The organism is Belnapia arida, from assembly GCF_016773205.1.
Taxonomy (GTDB): domain Bacteria; phylum Pseudomonadota; class Alphaproteobacteria; order Acetobacterales; family Acetobacteraceae; genus Belnapia; species Belnapia arida.
The window spans coordinates 18,942-38,788 of record NZ_JAETWB010000034.1 but is presented as its reverse complement, the minus strand read 5'-3'; the positions used below and the strand labels follow the sequence as shown (position 1 = coordinate 38,788).

18 protein-coding genes are annotated in these 19,847 nt (G+C 67.0%); 5 read left to right on the top strand and 13 right to left on the bottom strand.

The genetic code is table 11. The features are described 5' to 3' along the window. Nucleotides 1-223: 223 nt before the first annotated feature. The gene (locus JMJ56_RS27470) at nt 224-601 is read left to right on the top strand and encodes a hypothetical protein (protein ID WP_236038678.1); all 378 of its coding nucleotides are present in this window, start codon (nt 224-226) and stop codon (nt 599-601) included. Nucleotides 602-945: 344 nt separating this feature from the next. On the opposite strand, the gene tal is transcribed toward JMJ56_RS27470, so the two are convergent. The 10 genes from tal to JMJ56_RS27420 all read right to left on the bottom strand — a co-directional run bounded on the left by tal (nt 946) and on the right by JMJ56_RS27420 (nt 13,282). Then, nucleotides 946-2,163: a transaldolase gene (gene tal, locus JMJ56_RS27465; RefSeq protein ID WP_202834940.1), complete on the bottom strand. Its 1,218-nt coding sequence runs from the start codon at nt 2,161-2,163 to the stop codon at nt 946-948. A 75-nt stretch (nt 2,164-2,238) separates the two neighbouring features. Next, nucleotides 2,239-4,242: a transketolase gene (gene tkt, locus JMJ56_RS27460; protein ID WP_328702486.1), complete on the bottom strand. Its 2,004-nt coding sequence runs from the start codon at nt 4,240-4,242 to the stop codon at nt 2,239-2,241. Between the two features lie 494 nt (nt 4,243-4,736). Then, nucleotides 4,737-5,837, bottom strand: coding sequence for a glycosyltransferase family 4 protein (locus JMJ56_RS27455; RefSeq protein ID WP_202834938.1), 1,101 nt, complete (start codon nt 5,835-5,837; stop codon nt 4,737-4,739). Beyond that, entirely contained in the window at nt 5,830-7,092 is a 1,263-nt protein-coding gene (locus tag JMJ56_RS27450) for a sensor domain-containing protein (protein WP_202834937.1), read from the bottom strand. Before JMJ56_RS27450 ends, JMJ56_RS27455 begins: the two co-directional genes overlap by 8 nt. Then, a complete protein-coding gene (locus tag JMJ56_RS27445) occupies nt 7,011-8,345 on the bottom strand; it encodes a lipopolysaccharide biosynthesis protein (protein WP_202834936.1) in 1,335 nt (444 codons plus the stop codon). The genes JMJ56_RS27450 and JMJ56_RS27445 overlap by 82 nt, the downstream gene beginning before the upstream one ends. Further along, a complete protein-coding gene (locus JMJ56_RS27440; RefSeq protein ID WP_328702485.1) occupies nt 8,342-9,136 on the bottom strand; it encodes a nucleotidyltransferase family protein in 795 nt (264 codons plus the stop codon). Before JMJ56_RS27440 ends, JMJ56_RS27445 begins: the two co-directional genes overlap by 4 nt. Continuing rightward, the gene (locus tag JMJ56_RS27435) at nt 9,133-10,278 is read right to left on the bottom strand and encodes a GNAT family N-acetyltransferase (RefSeq protein ID WP_202834935.1); all 1,146 of its coding nucleotides are present in this window, start codon (nt 10,276-10,278) and stop codon (nt 9,133-9,135) included. Before JMJ56_RS27435 ends, JMJ56_RS27440 begins: the two co-directional genes overlap by 4 nt. A 240-nt stretch (nt 10,279-10,518) precedes the next feature. Beyond that, nucleotides 10,519-11,601, bottom strand: coding sequence for an LptF/LptG family permease (locus tag JMJ56_RS27430; RefSeq protein ID WP_202834934.1), 1,083 nt, complete (start codon nt 11,599-11,601; stop codon nt 10,519-10,521). Then, nucleotides 11,577-12,758 (bottom strand): LptF/LptG family permease, encoded by a 1,182-nt coding sequence (locus tag JMJ56_RS27425; RefSeq protein ID WP_202834933.1) that lies wholly within the window; start codon nt 12,756-12,758, stop codon nt 11,577-11,579. Before JMJ56_RS27425 ends, JMJ56_RS27430 begins: the two co-directional genes overlap by 25 nt. An 80-nt stretch (nt 12,759-12,838) precedes the next feature. Further along, nucleotides 12,839-13,282 carry an HIT family protein gene (locus JMJ56_RS27420; protein ID WP_043361247.1) on the bottom strand — a complete coding sequence of 148 codons (444 nt, stop codon included), beginning with the start codon at nt 13,280-13,282 and terminating at the stop codon, nt 12,839-12,841. A gap of 147 nt (nt 13,283-13,429) precedes the next feature. Between JMJ56_RS27420 and JMJ56_RS27415 the strand changes: the two genes are divergently transcribed. Next, entirely contained in the window at nt 13,430-13,915 is a 486-nt protein-coding gene (locus JMJ56_RS27415; RefSeq protein ID WP_202834932.1) for a DUF2141 domain-containing protein, read from the top strand. A gap of 25 nt (nt 13,916-13,940) precedes the next feature. Here the strand turns inward: JMJ56_RS27415 and JMJ56_RS27410 are convergent, their stop codons facing one another. After that, nucleotides 13,941-14,816: a metallophosphoesterase family protein gene (locus JMJ56_RS27410; RefSeq protein WP_202834931.1), complete on the bottom strand. Its 876-nt coding sequence runs from the start codon at nt 14,814-14,816 to the stop codon at nt 13,941-13,943. A 66-nt stretch (nt 14,817-14,882) separates the two neighbouring features. Between JMJ56_RS27410 and JMJ56_RS27405 the strand changes: the two genes are divergently transcribed. From JMJ56_RS27405 to JMJ56_RS27395, 3 genes are read left to right on the top strand one after another with little or no spacing between them, the layout of a single operon-like run. Further along, nucleotides 14,883-15,977 carry a CDP-alcohol phosphatidyltransferase family protein gene (locus JMJ56_RS27405; protein WP_202834930.1) on the top strand — a complete coding sequence of 365 codons (1,095 nt, stop codon included), beginning with the start codon at nt 14,883-14,885 and terminating at the stop codon, nt 15,975-15,977. Further along, nucleotides 15,974-16,933, top strand: a complete 960-nt coding sequence (locus tag JMJ56_RS27400) for a diacylglycerol kinase family protein (protein WP_202834929.1) — start codon at nt 15,974-15,976, stop codon at nt 16,931-16,933. The genes JMJ56_RS27405 and JMJ56_RS27400 overlap by 4 nt, the downstream gene beginning before the upstream one ends. After that, nucleotides 16,930-17,880, top strand: coding sequence for a hypothetical protein (locus JMJ56_RS27395; RefSeq protein WP_202834928.1), 951 nt, complete (start codon nt 16,930-16,932; stop codon nt 17,878-17,880). The genes JMJ56_RS27400 and JMJ56_RS27395 overlap by 4 nt, the downstream gene beginning before the upstream one ends. A gap of 27 nt (nt 17,881-17,907) precedes the next feature. Here JMJ56_RS27395 and spt read toward each other — a convergent pair whose 3' ends face one another. Together spt and JMJ56_RS27385 are read right to left on the bottom strand one after the other, a co-directional pair. Then, nucleotides 17,908-19,116, bottom strand: a complete 1,209-nt coding sequence (gene spt, locus JMJ56_RS27390) for a serine palmitoyltransferase (protein ID WP_202834927.1) — start codon at nt 19,114-19,116, stop codon at nt 17,908-17,910. 3 nt (nt 19,117-19,119) lie between these two features. Then, nucleotides 19,120-19,371, bottom strand: coding sequence for an acyl carrier protein (locus JMJ56_RS27385; protein ID WP_202834926.1), 252 nt, complete (start codon nt 19,369-19,371; stop codon nt 19,120-19,122). Nucleotides 19,372-19,847 lie beyond the last annotated feature (476 nt).

Sequence of the window (19,847 nt, the reverse complement as noted above, 5' to 3'; positions counted from 1 at the left end):
AATCTCCACATCCGTCATGAGGAAATCCGCCGAAACACTAACACCAGAGCCGGACCACTTTCGCCGTGTCACCTCACGCTTGAAAGGTGACTGGGCTGCCTTCGTTGGGCGTCCCATGTGTAGAGAGCTTTCAAACTTCCTGGCGTAGCTCTGGGCGGGTCGCTCTGATCCGTTCTATTGGATGCGTTATCCTAGCGGAGTGGTCATTAGACGAGGTAGAATGATGGCAGAGGTCAAGAAGGGTTCGAAGCCAGAGCAGGGTGAGGCCGGGTTCAACGAGACGCGGGCGTACCATGTCAATGATACCGACGGCAGGCCGAGACGGACCGTAGCCTTCGGCAGCGTGACGGTTACTGGCCCAGAGCCGACACCCGAGCAGCGGGTCCGCAACGCGGCAGAGAGCGAAGCCGCGCTGATGCGCTTAAGCACGGGATTGACCGTTCCAGGGGTCAGGATCGAGCGCAAGCCAGGCGTCCCGCTGGTCTACGCCAACAAGCACCAGCCTGGGACGGTCATTCGCGAGCTGGACGGCCGAATGGAAGTCGGCACGCTGGCGAAGGACGGAACCTTCAAGCCGCTCGAAGCTGGCGCGGCGGAGTAGCCTGGCGGACATCCACGAGGCGATCGCCCTCGTCATCCAGGAGCGGCGGCGGACTGACCAGCATCGAAAAATCATCGCCGCCGCCCCGACCGCCGGTCCAGGCATGCAGCAGGCTGGAGCTGGCCGGATATCGTACATCCCGTTCTCGCCGAACGCCTTCGCAAGTTTTGCTTCGAGGGCTATGCGGTGCACGCAGCGGCATAGCCCACACATCGATCATTCGCTGCATCAAGCGCTTCGTCGCATGTGAGATCTTCTCGGCTTATATCTGCCGTCGATCCAAAGCCGTCTGCCCAGCCCGGAAATGCCGCTTGACCACTATAGAAGCGTCGGTGCCTGGCAGACTACTTAGCTGCAGTCTGCGGCGCCGCCGCCGACGCAGGACCCGTTCCGCTTGTCTTGTCGTCGTCGCCGATCGGCCTTACTGCACCGGCAGGCATGACCTCCGCACCTGCCTTTTCCAATTGGCTGGTGACCGATGCAATCAACTCGTCCCAACTTTTGGCGAAGGATGCGAGGCCTGTTTCCTCCAGCTCAGTCACTACGCTTGCGAAGTCGATGCCGATTCGCTGGAGGTCGGCGAATACGACACGCGCCGCCTCATATGTGCCGGCGATCGCATTGCCATGGGGTTGCCCATGGTCCGCGACGGCCTCCAGCGTAGCGGCCGGCATTGTGTTCACCGTGTCCGGGGCCGCCAACTCTACCACATAGCGGGTGTCGTCGTAGGCCTTGTCCTTGACGCCGGTCGACGCCCAAAGCAGCCGCTGCATCCGTCCGCCCTTTGCCTGCAGGGTCAGCCAGCGCGGCGAGGCCAGGGTCTCCTCATACACTTCGTAGGCCAGCTGCGCGTTGGCGGTCGCCGCCTTGCCGCGCAGACCCTTCGCCTCTGCATGGCCATCCTTCGCCATCGCATCCAGCTGCCGGTCGATCTCGACATCGATCCGGCTGACGAAGAACGAGGCCACGCTCTCCAGCCCCTCCAATGACCCACCGGCGGCCAAGCGCTGCTCCAGCCCGGCGAGGAAGGCATCGAGCACCGCTTGATATCGCTCAACCGAAAAGATCAGGGTCACATTGACGGAGATGCCAGCCGCCAGCGTCTCAGTGATTGCGGGAAGCCCGGCCAGCGTCGCCGGGATCTTGATGAACAGGTTGGGCCGGTCGACCAGCCACCACAATCCGCGTGCCTCGGCGGCCGTACGGGCCGCATCCTGGGCGATGCGCGGGTCGACCTCGATCGACACCCGTCCGTCGCGCCCGCCGGTGCGGTCGGCGGCGGGCCGCAGCACGTCGCACGCCGCCCGGACATCCCAGGCGGTGAGCAGCCGCACGGCTTCACCGACCGCCGTCCCGCGCAGTGCCAGATCGTGTACTTGCTTCTCATAGCCCGTACCGGACCCGATGGCCTTGGCGAAAATCGTGGGATTTGTGGTGATACCCACGACCCCGCCATGCTCGACCAGCCGGGCCAACTCGCCCGACTGGATTCGGCTACGGCTGAGATCGTCGAGCCAGACGGCGACGCCAGTTTCGGCAAGCTGCTGCAGAGCATTGGCCATGGGGACCTCCTCTAATGGTGGGTCGGCCTGATAGGAATGCGCAGCCCCAGCTGCCATCCTATGCGGGCCGAGCCGCTAGACGGCCCGTAGGCTGTCCCGGGCGGCACGCACGACCGCCTCGGCCGTGATGTCGAACTTCTTGTAGACGTCGCCGATCTTCCCGGACTCGCCGAACCCGTGCATGCCCACAAAGCGACCCTGCAGACCGAGGTAACGGTCCCAACTCATCTGCACCGCCGCTTCCACCGCAACCCGTGCCAAGGTATCGCCCAACACGGCCCGCTGATAGGCCGCATCCTGCTCGTTGAAGATCAGGGCGCAAGGCATGGACACAACTGCCGTGGGTACGCCCTCATTCTGCAAAACCGTTCTCGCTTCCACAGCGAGATGCAGTTCCGAGCCGGTCGCCATCAGGGTCAACTTACGCGGGCCACCTTCTGCTTCCAACAGAACGTAACCGCCGCGGGCGGACCGGTTCTCCGTGCTGGATTCCTGACGCAGCAACGGCATTGGCTGGCGGGACAGCGCCAGCAAGGCAGCCCGACGTGGATTGTCGAGTACGGCCTCCCAGCATTCCGCGGTTTCCACGGCGTCGCCGGGGCGGAACACCGCGAGACGCGGAATGGCGCGCAATGCCGACAGGTGCTCTACCGGCTGATGCGTCGGACCGTCCTCCCCCAGGCCGATCGAGTCGTGCGTCATTACGAAGATCGTGCGGATGTCCATCATCGCTGCCAGGCGGATGGCGGGCCGGCAGTAGTCCGAAAAGCAGAGGAAGGTGCCGCCATACGGGATCAACCCGCCATGGAGCGCAATGCCGTTCATCGCCGCCGCCATGCCGTGTTCCCGCACTCCGTAATGGATGTAGGAACCGTTGTACTCGCCAGGCTTCACCTCGACCTGGTTTTTGGCCCTAGTGTTGTTGGACGGCGTCAGGTCGGCGGAACCACCAAGCAGTTCCGGGATTGCGTCGAACAGGTGGTTCAGCACGGCCCCGCTGGCCTGCCGGGTAGCCAGCTCCTTGCCGTCCCTGACGAACTCCTCGCGCGCTGCGGCAATGGCCGAGCGCCAGTCCTCGGGCAGCTTACCCTCGTTGCGGCGCTCGAACTCCTGACGGAGCTTTTCGGGCGCCTGCTTTACCCGCTCGACCCAAGCCTCGCGGGTGGATGCGCCCCTGGCGCCGATGGTCCGCCATTCGGCCAGCAGGTCTTCCGGGATCACGAAAGGCGGGGCATTCCAGCCCAGGATAGCGCGTGCGCCGGCGATCTCCTCCTCGCCAGGCGCGTCGCTGTGCGCCTTCTGCGTGCCCGCCTTGGTCGGGAAGCCGAAGCCGATGACCGTGCGGCAGGCAATCATGCTGGGCTTGTCAGTAACGGATCGGGCGGTGACGATCGCCTCGCGGATCGCGTCCGTGTCGTGCCCATCGATCTCCAGCACGTGCCAACCGGAAGCACGGAACCGCTCGACCTCATTGTCCGACACGGCCAGGCTCGTCGCGCCGTCGATGGAAATCGAATTGTTGTCCCAGAACGCGATCAGCCGGCCCAGCTTCAAATGCCCGGCCAGAGAGATCGCCTCCTGGCTGATGCCCTCCATCAGGCAGCCGTCACCCATAAAAACATAGGTGTAGTGGTTGACCAAGTTGTTGCCGAACTGCGCGTTCATGATGCGCTCGGCCAATGCCATGCCAACGGCTTCGGCCACGCCCTGGCCCAGCGGTCCCGTGGTCAGCTCGATGCCGTCCGCATGGTGATACTCGGGGTGGCCTGGCGTCTTGCTGCCGACCTGGCGGAAGCGCTTCAGCTCCTCCACCGGCATGTCCTTGTAGCCTGTCAGGTACAGCAGGCTATACAGCAGCATCGAGCCGTGACCGTTGGACAGGATGAACCGGTCGCGGTCGATCCAATGCGGCTCGGCAGCATCGAACTGCATGAAGTCCCGGAACAGGACGGCCGCAATGTCGGCCATGCCCATGGGAGCACCGGGATGTCCGCTCTTGGCCTGCTGCACCGCATCCATGGACAGGAAGCGGATGCAATTGGCCATCTCGCGTAGGTGGCGGTCTCGAGGAGCCGGCACGGACTTCGGCGTGGCCTGATCGTGAGGTGAGTCAGCCAAAGTGAAATCCTTCGCGCAATAGGAACAGCCTGCTTCCAAGGTGGCAGCCGCGCTATCTCGATCCGATAGGACCCGATCACACTTTATCGATAGAGGCCACGTAGATCTCCTTGATGGACTGTGCCAATGCGGCATCAAACTCGTCATCGGTCATGGCGTGACAATGCCTCTATGATCAGTTCCGTCCGCGGCGACACCTGATGGCCGCCGAACAGTACCGCCGTTCGCGCGGCAAGGCTTTCCAGACCTGGCGTCAGGAGACGTGTGCCCAGATGGCAGAGTGAGATCACGCAAGCTTCGCCTTACGGTCAAACGCGCCCTGTCATCAAACAATGTGACAATGCCGTCACCACAGATGGGTACGGCTCCCATCCGCGGGCGATCCGCTCAACATTTGGCCGCTTGGCGCGAGACCCGACGAATCCTTATAATCTGTGGCCATCCGGCGATGCTGGTCAACGGTCAAGGCAAAGGCGACAATGGTGGTGCCAGGAAAGGTTCTCCTTAACCCAGCGGCGCGCGGCTTCCCCCATGCTACTACGCAGCTCGGGGTCAAGAAGTAGCCGTTCGAGCATCGTAGAGATCGCGGCCTCGGACCTCGCATCGACGACGAAGCCTGTCACGCCGTGCTGAATCAGCTCGGCAGGCCCACCTTCGGCGCCGACAATGCAGACAAGGCCATGCGCCATGGCATCGGCGACGCTGATCCCGAAGCCCTCCACTTCATCCCCGGCCTCCAGCGCAAGTTGCGGATGAAGGAAAATATCCGCCTGCCGGAACTCAACGTCGCGTTGCATGTCGTCGACATAACCCAGGAGCGCAATCCGACTGCCGGCAGCGCTTGCGTCAATGGCGTGCTGAATCTCGGCTGACTGGGAGCCACGACCGGCAATGTGATAGTGGTAGCGCAGGCCCCGATCGTAGCATGCTGCAGCAGCCCTGACCGCAGTGGCGACGTTCTTGCGTGGTACCAGCCGGCAAAGGGTCAGGATGCGCGGCTCGGACTGGTCGGTCCGCGAAGTGTCTGGCACAGAGTTCGCTGAGGTGGAGATACCATTCCAGGCAACGATGCAGCGGGCTTCGAACTGCGGATTACGCTGCAGGAGTAAGTCGCGTGTCGTCTCGCTGACAGCGACAATGCGCTCCGATCTGGCGAGCACCAGGCGCATGAGCCGGAAGGCCAAGCCGCGTGGACGGCCGATCTCCCGGCCATGGACGGTGACGATCAACCGCCGGCAAAAGAAGAGCGCCGGAATGGCCGCGCGCCAGGTGCAGGCATGGATCGCCTCCGGACGTTCGCCATCCCGCCAGGCCGTTGCCATGGCGCGGTGAAGGCGTACAAGGACCTGCGGCTTGGAACCTGGTCCCACGTCGATCAGCGTCAGCCTACCGTCCGTCTCACGCCGGGGACCGGCCGAAGATTTCGCAAACAGCGTTACCTGCCAACCAAGCGCGACATAGGCGCGCGCCACCTCTTCGGCATAGGTCTGCACCCCGCCTTCGTCGGGTCCATAAACCCTGGTGACCAGCCAGAGACGGCCGGACGCGTCAGGCATGGAACCCACCCGACGCCTTGGCGGCCGGGCGCAGCAGGAACTCCGCCATAGCTTGTGCCGCCCGTGCCGAAGGTGGCTCCCGGCCCATGTCGAACGTACCCTGAAGCCCCTCTTGCTGTGCTGCCAAATAGGTGCCGTGCTCATTGCACGCGGAATCCAGGGCATCTAGGATCCGGTCCGCGCTGTCGAGAACCCTGCCGTAGCGCCAATGGGCGTAATTCTCGTCGCTCCGCCAAGCCACGCCATGCGCATTGAGGAAAAGACAGGGCCGTGGCCTGGCGATGAATTCGTAGACCTGGCTGCTGACATCTCCCAGGTAGATGTCGGCCATAGTGGTGTAGGTCATGTCGATGCAGCGGCTGCTGCCGAGATCGATATGGATATTGGCGCAGGATCTATAGGGGGCGAGCAGTCGCTCGGCGCGAAGGCGGTCGCCGTGCCGGTCGAACAGCTTGATATGGGGCGCGACGATGAGGTTGTAGCGCGGCTCGGCGGCGGCCTGCCGCAGGATCGCCTCGCCCATCCTTTCCCAGGAGGAGAGCGCCCGGCTGGAATGCGGGTTGTAGACCACCACGGGCCGTTCGTCGCGGAACAGCGTCGACGCCTCCGGGCGGCACAGCGCGACGGCGTCGAATTTGGGATAGCCGACCACCGCATAGCGGCCCTCGCGGATGAGCCCCTTGGCCAGCATGCGCCGGCGCTGCTTCTCGCCGGCCAGCAGCACGAAGTCGAATTGGCGGATACGCGGATCGAAGCCGATGGCCCTGTCCCCGGCCCCATGCGTGGTGTGCACGAAGCGAAGATGGCCGCAGCCCATTCGGCGCAGCAGCAAGGAGGTCCGTTCCGGCAGGACGACGGCGTCGAAGCCCATCAGGCGCCGGCTGGCCACGGCCAGGCTCAACAGCTTCGGAGGGATGGAAGCGCCGGTGAAGCGGGCGGCACGCTCCAGCCATCTGCCGCCGATCTGCTCGAACCCGATCGGGCCCGCACCACCCTTCAGGGCCATGGCGCGCGCGTGTTCGATATGGGCGGCGGTGGCCGCCATCACATGGGTCTCGAACCGCCGGTCATGCGAGAGACTGATCGCGATCGGCACGGTATGCATCAGCATGTGGGTTTGCGCGTTGAGGAAGAAGCAGACCTTCAGCGGTGCTATGCCGGCATCCGGCGTGCTCATGCCAGCCGGGTCTCCAGCTTTCGGAAAGAGATGTGCAGCAGTAACACCGAGCAGGCATTCGCCGCCAGCGTCGCCCACGCCGCGCCGATCGGCCCCATCATGGTCAGGAGGACGCCGAGGAAGACGAGATAGCCGATGCTTGCTAGGCCGCGGGCGACCAGGGCCTTGTCGGGTCGCCCCAAAGCGACCAGCGCCGGCTCAAGCCCGAAACCAGACAGGTTCACGGCGGAGGCGATCGTGAGCACCAGGAAAATCGGGTAAACGAAGACATAATCCGGTCCACCAATCAGCGACAGAAGCAACTCGCCCGCCACGGCGACAAGGAGGATCGCCAGGAGGCCGATGGCCGTCGTCAGCAGCGCGGCGCGAATAAGGACAAGCCGGACCGCGGCTGCATCCCTCGTCGCGGTCAGCTTCGCCATCTCCGGATAGAGCGCCCGGGCGAGGGAGGTTACCGGCTTGGTCAGCGCCGTCCCGAGTTGCATGGCAATGCGATAGCCACCGGCACTGGCGGGCCCGATGATCCAGCCGACCGCCAGGATCGGAACCTGCTGCCAGATGGGGCCGATGGAGGAAGTGAGATTGGTCAGCACCGCGAAGCGCAGGATCCCCGGATTTTCGTCAGCTATTCCTCGTATCTGGGGGAGGCCGGCCAGAACGCCCTGGGCACGCAGTTGCGAAGCGGCCGTCGCCCACATTACCACTGTCGTCGCCAGCTCCGCCACGCCCCAGGCGATCAGGTAACCAGCCAGGCTACCGTCGGCTGCCCAGGCCGCGCAGGTGCCCAGCAGCCGCGTGACGGGCAGGGTGAACTCGCTCCAGGCGGCCAAGTCGAAGCGCGCGAAAAGCCGCAGGATTCCGGTCGGCGTCCCGCGCTGCCCGAACAGCAGGGACAGGCCGAACCAGGCCGCCATTTGCGTTTCCTGATCCGACCATCCCAGCGTGCTTCCGGCCGCCAGGGCGCCTAGGCTAGCCAGGATCGCGGCAAAAGCGCCCGCGCAGAGGTCGAGGGCCGTCGTGAAACCAAGCACGGAGCGAAGCGCGCCGACATTGCCATCGGCCAGGTGGCGGGCACCATAGCGGATGACCGTCTGCCAGGATTGGAAGCCGACAACAGTTCCGATTGCCTGGCCGAAGGCCAGGATCAGGGTGAAGACGCCGAAGGTCGCCACACCGAGCGTCTGCGCCACGATAGCCAGATAAACCAGGCTCAGCAGCGCACCCGCACCCTTGCCGCCGAACAGCCAGACAGCGTTTTCCAGCACGCGGCGGAACGCGCTGTCCGCCTGGGCATTCTGGCCGCCGATTGGCATCGCCCATAGCCGGTTCATCCAGGGCTCCGGCCGGCGGGGCGCAGCGCCGCCTCTACCAGGACAAGGTCCGAAGGCTTGTCCACATCCACCGCGGCGGCACCAAAGGGCAATTCGACGAAGCCGAGCCGCACGGCGCAACGCCGTTCGAGCGCCCGGGCCACGCCCTGCAACGTCATCATCCCGAACGCATAGCGCAGCAGCGGCAGCAGGCCCAGCATCCACGCCATGGTCAGCGGCCGCTTCCGATGCTGTTCCAGCTCTCGCCAGAAGCCAACCACCCGTACCGCTTCGGGGCGCGTCAGAAGGAACAGGTTGCAGCCGCTGAAGGCACCGTCGCGCAGCCGCAGCCAGCTGCGCTGCGTCTCCGGGAACTCCAACAGGACAGTTTCGCGCCGGGCAAGTGCGGCAAGGGCGGCGGCTTCCGGCGGCGCGGCATTCAGCAGATGCGTCACCATTGCCGCGCTCAACAGGGCATGGTCGGCGGTGGTGATCAGCAGGGGGGTGCCGAGTTCCTCCAATATGGCCGCGACGCTACGCGCCGGGCTGGCCTCGGCCGGGCGCTGGATGACATCCGAGAGACCGTCCAGCGCGGCGAGCGTCGTCTCCGGACGCTCGATCGACACCACGATTCGGCCGATGGCCGGGGCCGCCCGTAGCGCCGCGACGACCCGCAGCAGCATCGGCACGCCCGCCACCGGCAACAGCGCCTTGTGCGACACACCCCTGGCGGCTGCTAGCGGATCCGTCCCGCCGCGCTGGCCCGCCAGCACCAATGCGGTCACGCCGACCCTGACACCGGGCGGATTCACTTGGCTAGGTCTTTCTCATAGACGCGGTAGGTCTTGTAGGATCTGGCACCGAGTGTCTCCGCCAGATGCCGCATCGGCAGGTTGTCCTCCAGCACCCAGGACATCTCTATCTGGCCGATACCTAAGGCTAACGCCTCCCGCCGCAACGCCTCCACCAGGAAGAGCGGCAGTACCCGGCCGAGAAGCCCCGCGCCGATACCGCGCCTGACGCCCATCAGCGGCACCCGGGCCGTCGCCACGCCTGCCACCTTCAGCCGCCAGAGCAGGCGCGCCCAGCCGAAGGGCAGCAGCCGACCGGACAGGTCGCGGATCGCCTCGTTCAGGTTGGGCAGGCAGACAGCGAAGGCGACCGGCCTGCCGGCCAGTTCGGCGAACCAGACCAGCCGTTCATTCAGCAGCGGGCGCAGCTCCGCGGCCAGATGCGCCACTTCCTGGGCGGTGAAGGGCACGAAGCCCCAGTTGCCGGACCAGGCATCGTTGAAGATGCCCAGCATCGTGGCGATCTCCTCCCGCAGGGCACGCCGGCGCAACGGCCGCAGCACGACGCCATCCGGCAGCGGCCGCGCGACGATCCGGGCCGCCGCGGTCGGCATCGGCAGCGAAAGGTCGCAGAGATAGGCCAGCAGGTCGCGGACCTTGCGATAGCCGAGCGCCTCCAGCCGCGGCCCAGCATAGGGCGGGTCGTGCGGCATCATCAGCATCGGCGGCGTCTCGAAGCCCGAGACCAGCAGTCCGGTCTGGTCGTTGATGGACAGGCTGAAGGGTCCCCGCAGGCGGTTAAGCCCGCGCGCCTTGCCCCAGCGCTCCGCCGTGGTCAGCAGCGCCGCGAAGACCTCGTGGTCATCCGCCGCTGCCAGCAAACCAAAATGCGCAGGACGGGTGCCGTCGGGATCGCGCACCAGCTGGTCATCCTGCGCGCTGATGCGCCCGAGATCGCGGCCGTCGCGGCGGGCGATCCAGAAGGCGGCCTCGCCATGTCGGAACCACGGGTTGCGCTTCGCCGACAGCGCCGCCCTGCGCTCCATGAGCAGAGGCGGCACCCAGGCGGGATCGGTGCGCGAAAGCGCATGCGGCAGGCGGATGAAGCGCTCCAGCTCCGCGCGGACGGAAACCGGGATGACCTCGACGGTGGAGCTGCTCATGCTGGTCTCAAGGAGGCTCGATCCTTCCGATGCCACGCCGCATCACCCGACCTGGGCGAAGGATCGTAAGGGGCGCCGGCGCTCAGGGACGCGACCCAGGAAAACCCCGCGGCCTCGCCATGGCCCTGATGCGTGGCACGGGCGCGCAGCGGCTTCCGCAACCTCACCCGCCCGGTATCGGGGCACCGTCCGCCTCGCCAGCGACCATGCATCAGCCTTCCGCCTCCATTGCCACGCCGATCAGGCCTCCTCGTGCCACAGCCGCAGCAGGCCGACGAGGCCAAAGGCCAGCGGCGCGGTCCAAGCGGCCAGATGGGGCTCAAGCCCGCCGGCCTCGCCCATCGCGTTGAGCAGGCCATTGACGACGAGATAGCCGAGCCCGAGGGCCAGTCCAATTCCGCCGCGCCGGTAGCCGTCCGCCTGCCGCGGCAGGCCGAAGGCCGAGGGCGCGGCAAGCAGCAACATGACAAAGGGAGCGATCATGGTTGCCGCGACGGCCTGCAGCCGCGTCGCATAAAAGGCAGGACCGCGCGTCACGGCGCCCTCGCCCCTTTGCCCCGCCAGCAGCCGGCCGAGCGGTTGCGCCGCGGTCGGGCGTGCGAGATCGCGTATCGCCTCCGGTGAGGGGCCCTCCGCCCAGGCCAGCTCCGCCAGGACCTTCGGCCGGGTTTCGCCCGGCCGGACCACGCGCAGTTGCAGCAGCCGCCAGCCCTCCGGCCCATGGATCGCGCGGCGCGCATCGATGCGCTCGAGCGCCTGTCGTCCCGCATCGCGGCGGACGAGCAGGATGCCCTCGAGCGACCGGCCGTCCAGGGAGGCCGATTCCACCGACACGATCTCGGCGCCGTTGCGCAGCCAAAGCCGCTGCGCCAGCGCCATGGGCTGGCCCTCCACCACGCCCTTGCCGTCCCACCAATCGGCCAGTGCCCGCTCGGTCCGCGGCGCGACGGCGAGCAGCAGCGCCGCCTGCAGCGCAACCGCCAGCACGCAGGCCGGCAATACGCCCCCCAGGATGCGCCAGGCGCCGAGCCCCAGGGTCCGCAATGCCGTGATCTCCAGCATTCCGGCCAGGCGCCGGAAGGTCAGGATCGCCCCGACCAGCACCGCCAGCGAGACGAGCTGCCCAAGCATGGTCGGCAGGCGCAGCAAGGCATAGCGGCCGACATCCGCCAGGCCGCCGCGCTGGAGCAGCTCGCTCGCCTTGTCGAGCAGGTCCAGCAACTGCAGCAGCGCCACCAGACCCAGAAGCACCGCGGCCGCCCGGCCCAGAAAGATCCTGCTCAGGTAGCGCGGCAGGATCATGAGGCCGGTCCCCGGCGCCATCGCAGCCAGCCGGCGATGGTCGCCACCGCCCGGTCGAGCCAGGCGATCATGCCGTCGAAGGCACCTTCCTCCGGATGGCGATCGCTGTGACGGAACACCAGGATGGCGAAGCCGGCGAGGAGGAGGAGAGCGGCCCAAAGCCCGAGGCGCGGGTCGATCCGGCCGACATCGCCGAGTGATTCGATGAGTTGCAGCACCTGCTGGTACATCATCAGGATCACCGCCCCGACAAGGATGCCGACCGAGCGCCGCGACCGCTTCGCCGCCAGGCCCAGGGGCATTGCCAGCAGCGGTAGGACGAGCATCGAAGCCGAGCGCACCAGCCTTCCGTGCAACTCACCATCGAGCCGCGTGCGGCCCAGCGGCGGGTTCAGGGACTGGCGCCCAGCCCAAAGCTCCGCAATCGTCATCTCCCGCTCGTCGGTGCCGCGCAGGCGGAAGAGAGGCAGGCGCTGCGTGAAGGGCCTGGACAGGTCAGACCCAGCGAAGCGCAGCGTCGACGCCTGGCCGTCGGGCAGGAGCGTGATCTGCTGGCCTTCGTTCATTTCGAGCAGCAGCTCTGTCCCGTCGCCGCTGAGCGTCAGCCGGCCGGTCGCGGCAGTGGTCAGCACTTCGCGCCCATCCTCGTCCCGCTGCTGCAGGAAAATGCCGTGCAGCGTCCCGTCCTTCGGGTCCCGCCGGTCGACATGAACCGTCAGCCGACGACCGATCTGCAGGAATTCCCCGGGCACCAGGGTGGCGTTCCAGCCCGCGTTGGTCAGGGCATGGAAGGCTGCGCGATAGGCGTAGCGGCTGAGGGGCTGGACATAGCCATAGAGCCCGAGGGCGAGCAGGCCGCAGCCCAGCCCGACCGCGAGGAAGGGCCGGCTGAGGCGGGTCAGCGAGAAGCCCGCGGCCTGCAGCCCGTCGAACTCGTGGTCCTGGCTCAACCGCGCGAGGACCACATAGACCGCCAGGAACAGGGCTGCCGGAAAGGCCAGGCCGAGATAATGCGGCACCAGGTAGAGCAACAGGCGGATGACCGAGGAAGCCGATCCGCCCGCACCGGCCAGGAAGTCGAACAACCGCAGCAGCCGCTCCATCAGCAGCGCCGGCAGCACCAGCAGCAGGGTGGCGGCCAGCGGCCTGGCCAGCTGGCGCAGCATGTAGCGATCCACCACCCCGCTCCTCGACGGTGGCCCTCGTCCGATGCCTGCCTTTGATGGCCGCCACCCGAATGCGGTGGTGCGCCCCTCAGTCACGCCCCGGCCGCCTCCCAGCCGGAGCGGAGGCGAGCCAGCATGTCGTCTCGCACAGCAGCCTCTGGTTCCACAGCCTGGCCGAGCGCCGGCGGTCCCGGCCAGCCGGCATCGGGAAAGCTGCGACCGAGATGCACGCGCTCGCCGGCGTAGCGCGGGATGACGTGGAAATGGACGTCCGGGTCGACCATCATCAACATGAGATAGTTGATCTTCTCGTACCGAACAAATTCACGCAGGATAGTCTCGATACGATGGATGGCGTCGTGCATTCCGGCAAAGGCTGCGGGGCTGGCATCGCCGAAGCGGGTGACCGGTTGGCGACAGACCAGCACCAGCGAGCCGAGCGTGACCTGCTGCGGCCGCAGCAACACGAGCCAATGCTCGGTCTCGCCGATCAGCGTTGCGGGATAACCGAACTTGGCAAGCGTGGCAGCTGGCATCCGAAATCTCGCACGAGCGGTTCAAGGGAGAGCCGTGCGGTCCCTGGCTGCGACGCAGCCTTGAACCGACCCGGCTGGACTATAGGTGCGGGGCTGCAAGGTCGCCAGTTCAGGAGGCGGCCCGACGGTCCGACGATAGGCGCATGGTTGGCCGCCTGGCTGCTGACTGCGATCCTGGCCGGAGGCGCCGCGCTCCGGGGCGCTGATGCCGCGGCGGCGGCCGGGGCCCGTGCGACCGCCTGTGCCGCAGCGGACGCGCCGGCCGGACCGCGCCTGCAGGTCACGGTCACCGGGACACGCAAGGTGGCGGGCAACATCACCATCACGCTCTATGGCCCGCGGCCGGAAGATTTCCTGGCGCGTGGTGGTCGCATAGCCCGCCAGCGCATCCTGTTGCATGGCGCGGCAGCAGAGGCCTGCTTCGCCCTTTCCGAGGCCGGTGCCTACGCAATCGCCGTCTACCATGACGAGAATAACGACCACGTTTTCAATCGTACAATGGTTGGGATGCCCGCCGAAGGTTATGGCTTCTCCAACGACGCCCCGGCACTGGTCGGTGTGCCAAGCTTCGAGGCCGTGCGCTTCGCGGTGCCGGTAGGCGGATCGCAGATGACGATCCACTTGCGGTACTGACATTCAGCAAGTCGGCGGGCGGGACTCAATCCATTGCCAAGCTGCGGAACTCGCCGGTCGCAGGGTTCTGCAAGCGCAGGGTCGTTTCTCGCCGCCATCCGTTTCCGGTGCGCATGAGTCGATGCAGCAGCCATCCAGGCCAATGCTGTCCCGCCGCCAGCGCCTGCGGTGCGCCGAGGATCGGGATGGGGCGCGCCGCTCCGGGCAGCGTCGCCTGCGACGGGACATGATGATGCCCATGCAGCACCAACTCCGCGCCATGGCGGGCGAGCAGGACACACAAATCGGCTCGGTCGCGCAGCGCCTTGCGCCACCCGCCCGGCCCGAGCACGGGTGGATGATGCACCAGCACTGCCCGGAACAGCCCCTCACGCCCGGTCGCGTCGAGCAGCGCCGGAAGCCGGGCGAGCTGTGCCGCGCCCAGCCGTCCCTCGGCCGAGCCGAGCATGGTCGGTACGGCCGAGGACAGCCCGATCAAGGCCATGGGCCCGCGCCGATGCAAGAACGGGAAGGGCGCCGCGCCTGCTCCAGGCGCGTCATCCGCCATCCACGGCTGCCAGCTCCCGATCCCGGACTCCCAGGCCATAGCAACGGTTGCATCGTGATTGCCCGGGATGATTGTCACCCGTCCGGGCGGGCCCAGCCGCTCCAGCCAGGTTCGTGACGAGGCGAATTCGCCGGGCAGGGCGAGGCTGGTCAAATCACCTGTGACCACTAGGTGGTCGGGTCCGGCGGCTGCGATATCGGCCAGCAGGGCATCGGCGGGCAGGCTCCGCCAGCGCTTGCGCCGGAGGGCGAGATAGGCCAGCAAACGCTTGCCCGCGAGTTGCCCAAGCGGATGCAGGGCCCCAGGGGGAACAGGCAGGTGGAGATCGGACAGGTGCGCAAGGGTGAAGGACATGGATCGCCCAAGTCTCGCCCGGCTGGCGCATCGACGCCAGCGGCCCGGCTGCTGAGCGAATCGCCCGTGCCGGTCTGGAGCATGCCCGGCTCCGCCCTGCTCGGCCGCGCGCTGGCCCGGGCGGGAGTCAGCGACATCGCCGCCTGGGACGGGACGCCGACGCATGGCGGGCTTCTCCTGCTGCGGGCCGATCATGTCTACGATGCCGCCCTGGTCGTTGGCCTTACACGCAGCCCTGGCGTGCTGCTCTGCCGGCCGGAGGATGGCCGCCCGGTCGCTGCGCATCTGCCGGCGGGGACCGCCGCGGCCCCGGTCGCCGAGGCGCTGGAGGCCGGACGCGCGCCTGGGGATGCTGCCTTTGCCGGGTTGCGTCCCGTGGCGCCTGCCGCGCTGACGGACAGCTACGACCGTGCGCTGCGCAAGCGGGGCAATCCCTACCTGCTGCGCCTCGGCCTCGAGACCCGCAGGGCCGTGGAATGGGAGATGTTCGGCGGCTCCTACAAGGGCGTTACCGATGCCATCACCAAACATGTCTGGCCCCGCCCGGCCTTCCACGTGGTGCGCGCCTGCGCCGCGCTGGACATCACCCCGAACCAGGTGACGCTGGTCAGTCTCGTGCTGGTCGTCCTCGCGCTCTGGCTCTTCGCCGAAGGGGCCTTCCTGGCCGGGTTGTTGGCGGCCTGGGTGATGACCTTTCTCGACACCGTAGACGGCAAGCTGGCGCGCGTGACGCTGACCTCGACGCCCTTCGGCAATGTCTTCGACCATGCGATCGACCTGATCCATCCACCCTTCTGGTGGCTGGCCTGGATCCTGGGGTTGCAGGCGGCGGGCATGCCGCTCGCGCAGCCCGTCACGGTGGCGGTGATCGTCTTCGGCGGCTACGTGCTCCAGCGGCTGCAGGAGGGGCTGTTCCTCGCCCTGTTCGGCATGGAGATCCATGTCTGGCGGCGTTTCGACAGCTTTTTCCGGCTGGTGATCGCGCGTCGCAACCCGAACTTGGTGTTGCTCACCCTGGGCACGCTGATCGGGCGGCCGGATATCGGCATGCTGGCGGTGGCCGCCTGGACCGTCTTCGGCTGCATCGAGCAGGTGGTGGTGACGGTGCAGGCGGGCCTGGCACGACGCCGGGCGCCGCTGCGCTCCTGGCTCGAGCAATGAGCGGGGCCGGCAGCGCCCGGCGCATCGGCATCATCAGCAACCCGCTGAGCCGGCTGCTGCGCAAGGGACGGGGTGGGCTCGGTGCCCAGGCAGCTGGGCTGCCGCTGGCTGCACCCACCACCACTGCGGAACTCCGCACCGCCCTAGCCGACTTCGCGGCGCGAGGGGTGGACCTGGTGGCCGTGCAGGGCGGGGACGGCACGTTGCGTGAGGTCCTGACCGCGCTGCCGGCCGCCTTCGGCGACCATCCGCCCGACATCGCCTTGCTGGCGGCGGGGAAGACCAACCTAGCCGCCCGGGTGCTGGGCAGCGCCGGCCCCGGGGAGGCGGCGCTGGCGCGGCTGTTGCAGGCGGCCCAGCGCGGCACGCTGCGCCGCCGGCTGCTGCCGGTTCTGGAGGTCGCTCGGCCTGGGCTGCACGACACCACGCCATTGAACGGCCTGCTGTTCGGTGCCGGCGCCTTCACTGAGGCGAAGCTGCTGGCGGATCGGGCGTTGCACCGGCGCGATATCCATAACCGGCTGATGGTGCTGTTAGCCCTGGCCGGCGTGGCATTGCGGAGTTTGTGGGGGCGCGACGCTTCGCTGCGGACCGGCGCCCCCATGGAGTTGGCGCCGGATGATCTGGTGCCGCGGGAAGGGCAACGCTTCCTGGTTCTAGCGACGCCGCTCGACCAGTTGATGCTGGGACTATGGCCCTTCTGGGGAGAAGGCCCAGGACCAGTGAGGTGGCTCGATGTCGAGGCGCCGCCGCAGCGGCTTGCGGCAGCCCTCTGGGCCAGCGTCCAGGGGCGACCGCGGTCCTGGATGCCGGCGGCCGGCTATCGCAGTGGCAATGCAAGCCGGCTCGCCATCCGGCTCGGCGTGCCCTTCGTGCTGGATGGGGAGGTATTCGAGCCGGGGCCAGAGGGGCTGGTGCTCTCCGCCCCGCGCCGGGTCGCCTTCATGACGCCGTGACGCCCGCAGCCCCCGCCAACCTTGAGGCGCTGGTCGCCGCCGAACTTGCGACACCTGCCGAACCGGGTGCCGCCATTCTGGCCGCCCGGCAACTCGCCGAGGATATCCTGGCCCGGCATCGCGTCGGGGTGGAGGCGGTGCTGTTCTACGGCGCATGCCGGCTCGACGACGATCCGGCTGGGCTGCTCGACCTTTACGTGCTGACCAGCGGGCATCGGGCGTTCCATCGGCGTTGGCTGCCGGCGCTGTTCAATGCCCTGCTGCCGCCGACGGTTCTGCATTGGCGCAGCGATGGCCTCGCGGGCCCGATCCGGGCCAAGGTGGCGGTGTTGACACTTCGCCAGTTCGAGCGGCGGCTGCGGCCGGCATCGCTGGACACTACGATCTGGGCTCGCTTCTGCCAGCCATCGACCCTGGTCCATGCGCGCGATACCACTGCGCGGCACAGAGTGGAACAGGCCGTGGCGCAGGCGCTTACGACGGCCGTGCTCTGGGCGGTGCGGCTTGGTCCACCAGCCGCGACGCCCATGGAGTATTGGCGCGGCCTTCTCGCTCATACCTACAGCGCCGAACTCCGTGTCGAGCGCGGCAGCCGGTCGGAGCGGCTGCTGGCTGCCTCGCCCAGCTGGTATGCCCCGGCCCTGATCTTGGCCCTGGCGCGACTTGGCCTGGCCACCGCCGCGGATGCAGAGGGACGGCTGCGGCCTGGTTCGCCCCAGAACTTCACCCTTTCGTGGGCGACCCGGCGCGTCTGCGGCAAGACGCTGAACGTGATGCGCTTGGTCAAGGCCGCATTCACCTTCGATGGCGGCCCGGACTACTTGACGAGCAAGATTGCTCGCCACTCGGGGGTTGCGATCGAGCTGACCGCATGGCAGCGCCGCCACCCCGTGCTCGCGGCGCCGATCCTGTTATGGCGGCTACGGCGGGACGGGGCAGTGCGCTGAAGGATGCCGGGCAATCCTCCCGCATAGCTACTCCGCAGCCGCCATCCCGACAGCAATCAGCCCCAGCCGCTGCCCGGTCTGGGTGAGTGCGGCGATGGCGGTGTCGATTTGGTCCGGGGTCAGGGCGGCGCTGACGCTCATGCGCAGCAGGGGCCTGCCGCCCGGGGTTGCCGGCCCGAGCGCCAGGTTCGTATAGACGCCTGCGTCCAAAAGCTGGTTCCAGAAGCGGATCGCCGTCTCGCTATCTGGCATCGGCAAGGACACGATCGGGCTCGGCTTGGCGCCGAGTGCGAAGCCGGCGGCGGCCAGCCCCGCGTGCAGATGCTGGCCGTTCCGCCGCAGGATATCGCGCAGCTGCGGCTGGGCTTCCATCGCTTCGATGGCCTGGAATACCGAGGCGATGATTGAAGGCGGCAGGGAGGCCGTGAACATGTAGGCTCGGGCCGCAACCCGCAGCGCGCCGAAATCGTCGAGGTCGAAGGCGCAGAATCCGCCGATCGCGCCCAGGCTCTTGCTGAAGGTGCCAACGACGAAGTCGACGTCTGCCTCCACGCCTTCCGCCTCGGCCAAGCCGCGGCCATGGGCGCCGAGCACGCCAACGGAATGCGCCTCATCCACCAGCAGCCAGGCACCGGCCTCGCGCTTCACCTTGACCATCTCGCGCAGTGGCGCAGTGTCGCCGAGCATGCTGTAGATGCCCTCAAGGACGATCAGCTTCTCGCCCGGCTGGTCTGCAAGCAGGCGCAGGCGGCGCCGAAGGTCGTCCGGATCATTGTGGCGGAACCTAGTGACCTGCGCATTGCCAAGCTTCGCGCCATCATAGATGCTCGCATGGCTGTCGGCATCCAGCAGCAGGTGGTCACCGCGCCCGGCCAGCGTGGAGAGCGTGCCGAGATTGGCTTGGTAGCCGGTGGTGAAGACCATTGCATGCCGCCGGCCGAGAAAGCGTGCCAGCCGCTGCTCCAGCGCCGCATGGCCGCCATAGGTGCCGTTGGCAATGCGCGAGCCGGTGGTGCCGGTGCCCTGCGCCATGATCGCCGCGACCGCGCTGTCGATGCAGTCCTGGTCGAAGGTCAGGCCGAGATAGTTATTGGTACCCAGCAGCAGGACGCGTTTCCCGTCGAGGATCGCCTCCGTCGCCGACAAAATGGCATCGAAGGCGACGCCGAAGGGATCCCGCCCAACGGCGGTGACAGTCGCAAGGTCGGAGCGCAGGGCGCGGAATCTGGCCAGCATCAGTCAGGCAGCCTTGCTGGTGCTACGGGTCAGCACACCGACGAGATCGCCGATGGTCTCGATCTCCGCCATGCCATCCATTGGGATGATGATGTCCAGCCGCGTCTCAAGCTGCATGATGAAGTCGAGGGCAGTGACTGAATCGAGGCTCAAATCATGCAGGAGACTTGTCTCCATGGTGACGGATACCGGCCGCTTGCCCAGCTCCTCCAACGCGCCCATGATCTCGCGCAACACTAATTGCTTATCCGACATACCTCAGTCTCCCTGGCATACCTCGGTTTCCCGATCGAATGTATTAGATGGGTCATTAAGGTGTAACCCCAACGTCTTCTGGAGGAGGACATGAGGGGCTTGCGGCCAGCGCAGGGCGGGACGACCGGCACCGCAATAATGCCGTGCGGCAGATCCGTGCCTGTCTTTCGCCCTCCTGTCACGACGCGAACGGACACATATGGAAGTTGGAAGCAGATGATGATGAGTGTCCCTGGCAGCTGGCATGGCGAGATGTACAAGGACGAGGAATCGCTGAAATCGCTGTGCCCGATGTGTCCGTGTCCGCAGGCACGATCGAATGCCCCTGCGGACGTCGTTTCCGTCGGGCGAAGGCGGGTGCGGACCTCCTCACTGAGCAGGCTCAATCTAATGGTCTTGGGGCTCCTGGCCGGTTGCACCGAGGCTGGTCCGGTATCCCATCAATCGATGCCGAACCAAGCACAAGGCGGCCAGAC

Bases quoted from the DNA above. Each gene is read 5' to 3' on its own strand.
- JMJ56_RS27470 (WP_236038678.1), top strand. From the start codon at position 224: ATGGCAGAGGTCAAGAAGGGTTCGAAGCCAGAGCAGGGTGAGGCCGGG.
- tal (WP_202834940.1), bottom strand. From the start codon at position 2,163: ATGGCCAATGCTCTGCAGCAGCTTGCCGAAACTGGCGTCGCCGTCTGG.
- JMJ56_RS27455 (WP_202834938.1), bottom strand. From the start codon at position 5,837: ATGCCTGACGCGTCCGGCCGTCTCTGGCTGGTCACCAGGGTTTATGGA.
- JMJ56_RS27445 (WP_202834936.1), bottom strand. From the start codon at position 8,345: ATGAACCGGCTATGGGCGATGCCAATCGGCGGCCAGAATGCCCAGGCG.
- JMJ56_RS27435 (WP_202834935.1), bottom strand. From the start codon at position 10,278: ATGAGCAGCTCCACCGTCGAGGTCATCCCGGTTTCCGTCCGCGCGGAG.
- JMJ56_RS27430 (WP_202834934.1), bottom strand. From the start codon at position 11,601: ATGGCGCCGGGGACCGGCCTCATGATCCTGCCGCGCTACCTGAGCAGG.
- JMJ56_RS27420 (WP_043361247.1), bottom strand. From the start codon at position 13,282: ATGCCAGCTGCCACGCTTGCCAAGTTCGGTTATCCCGCAACGCTGATC.
- JMJ56_RS27410 (WP_202834931.1), bottom strand. From the start codon at position 14,816: ATGTCCTTCACCCTTGCGCACCTGTCCGATCTCCACCTGCCTGTTCCC.
- JMJ56_RS27400 (WP_202834929.1), top strand. From the start codon at position 15,974: ATGAGCGGGGCCGGCAGCGCCCGGCGCATCGGCATCATCAGCAACCCG.
- spt (WP_202834927.1), bottom strand. From the start codon at position 19,116: ATGCTGGCCAGATTCCGCGCCCTGCGCTCCGACCTTGCGACTGTCACC.
- JMJ56_RS27385 (WP_202834926.1), bottom strand. From the start codon at position 19,371: ATGTCGGATAAGCAATTAGTGTTGCGCGAGATCATGGGCGCGTTGGAG.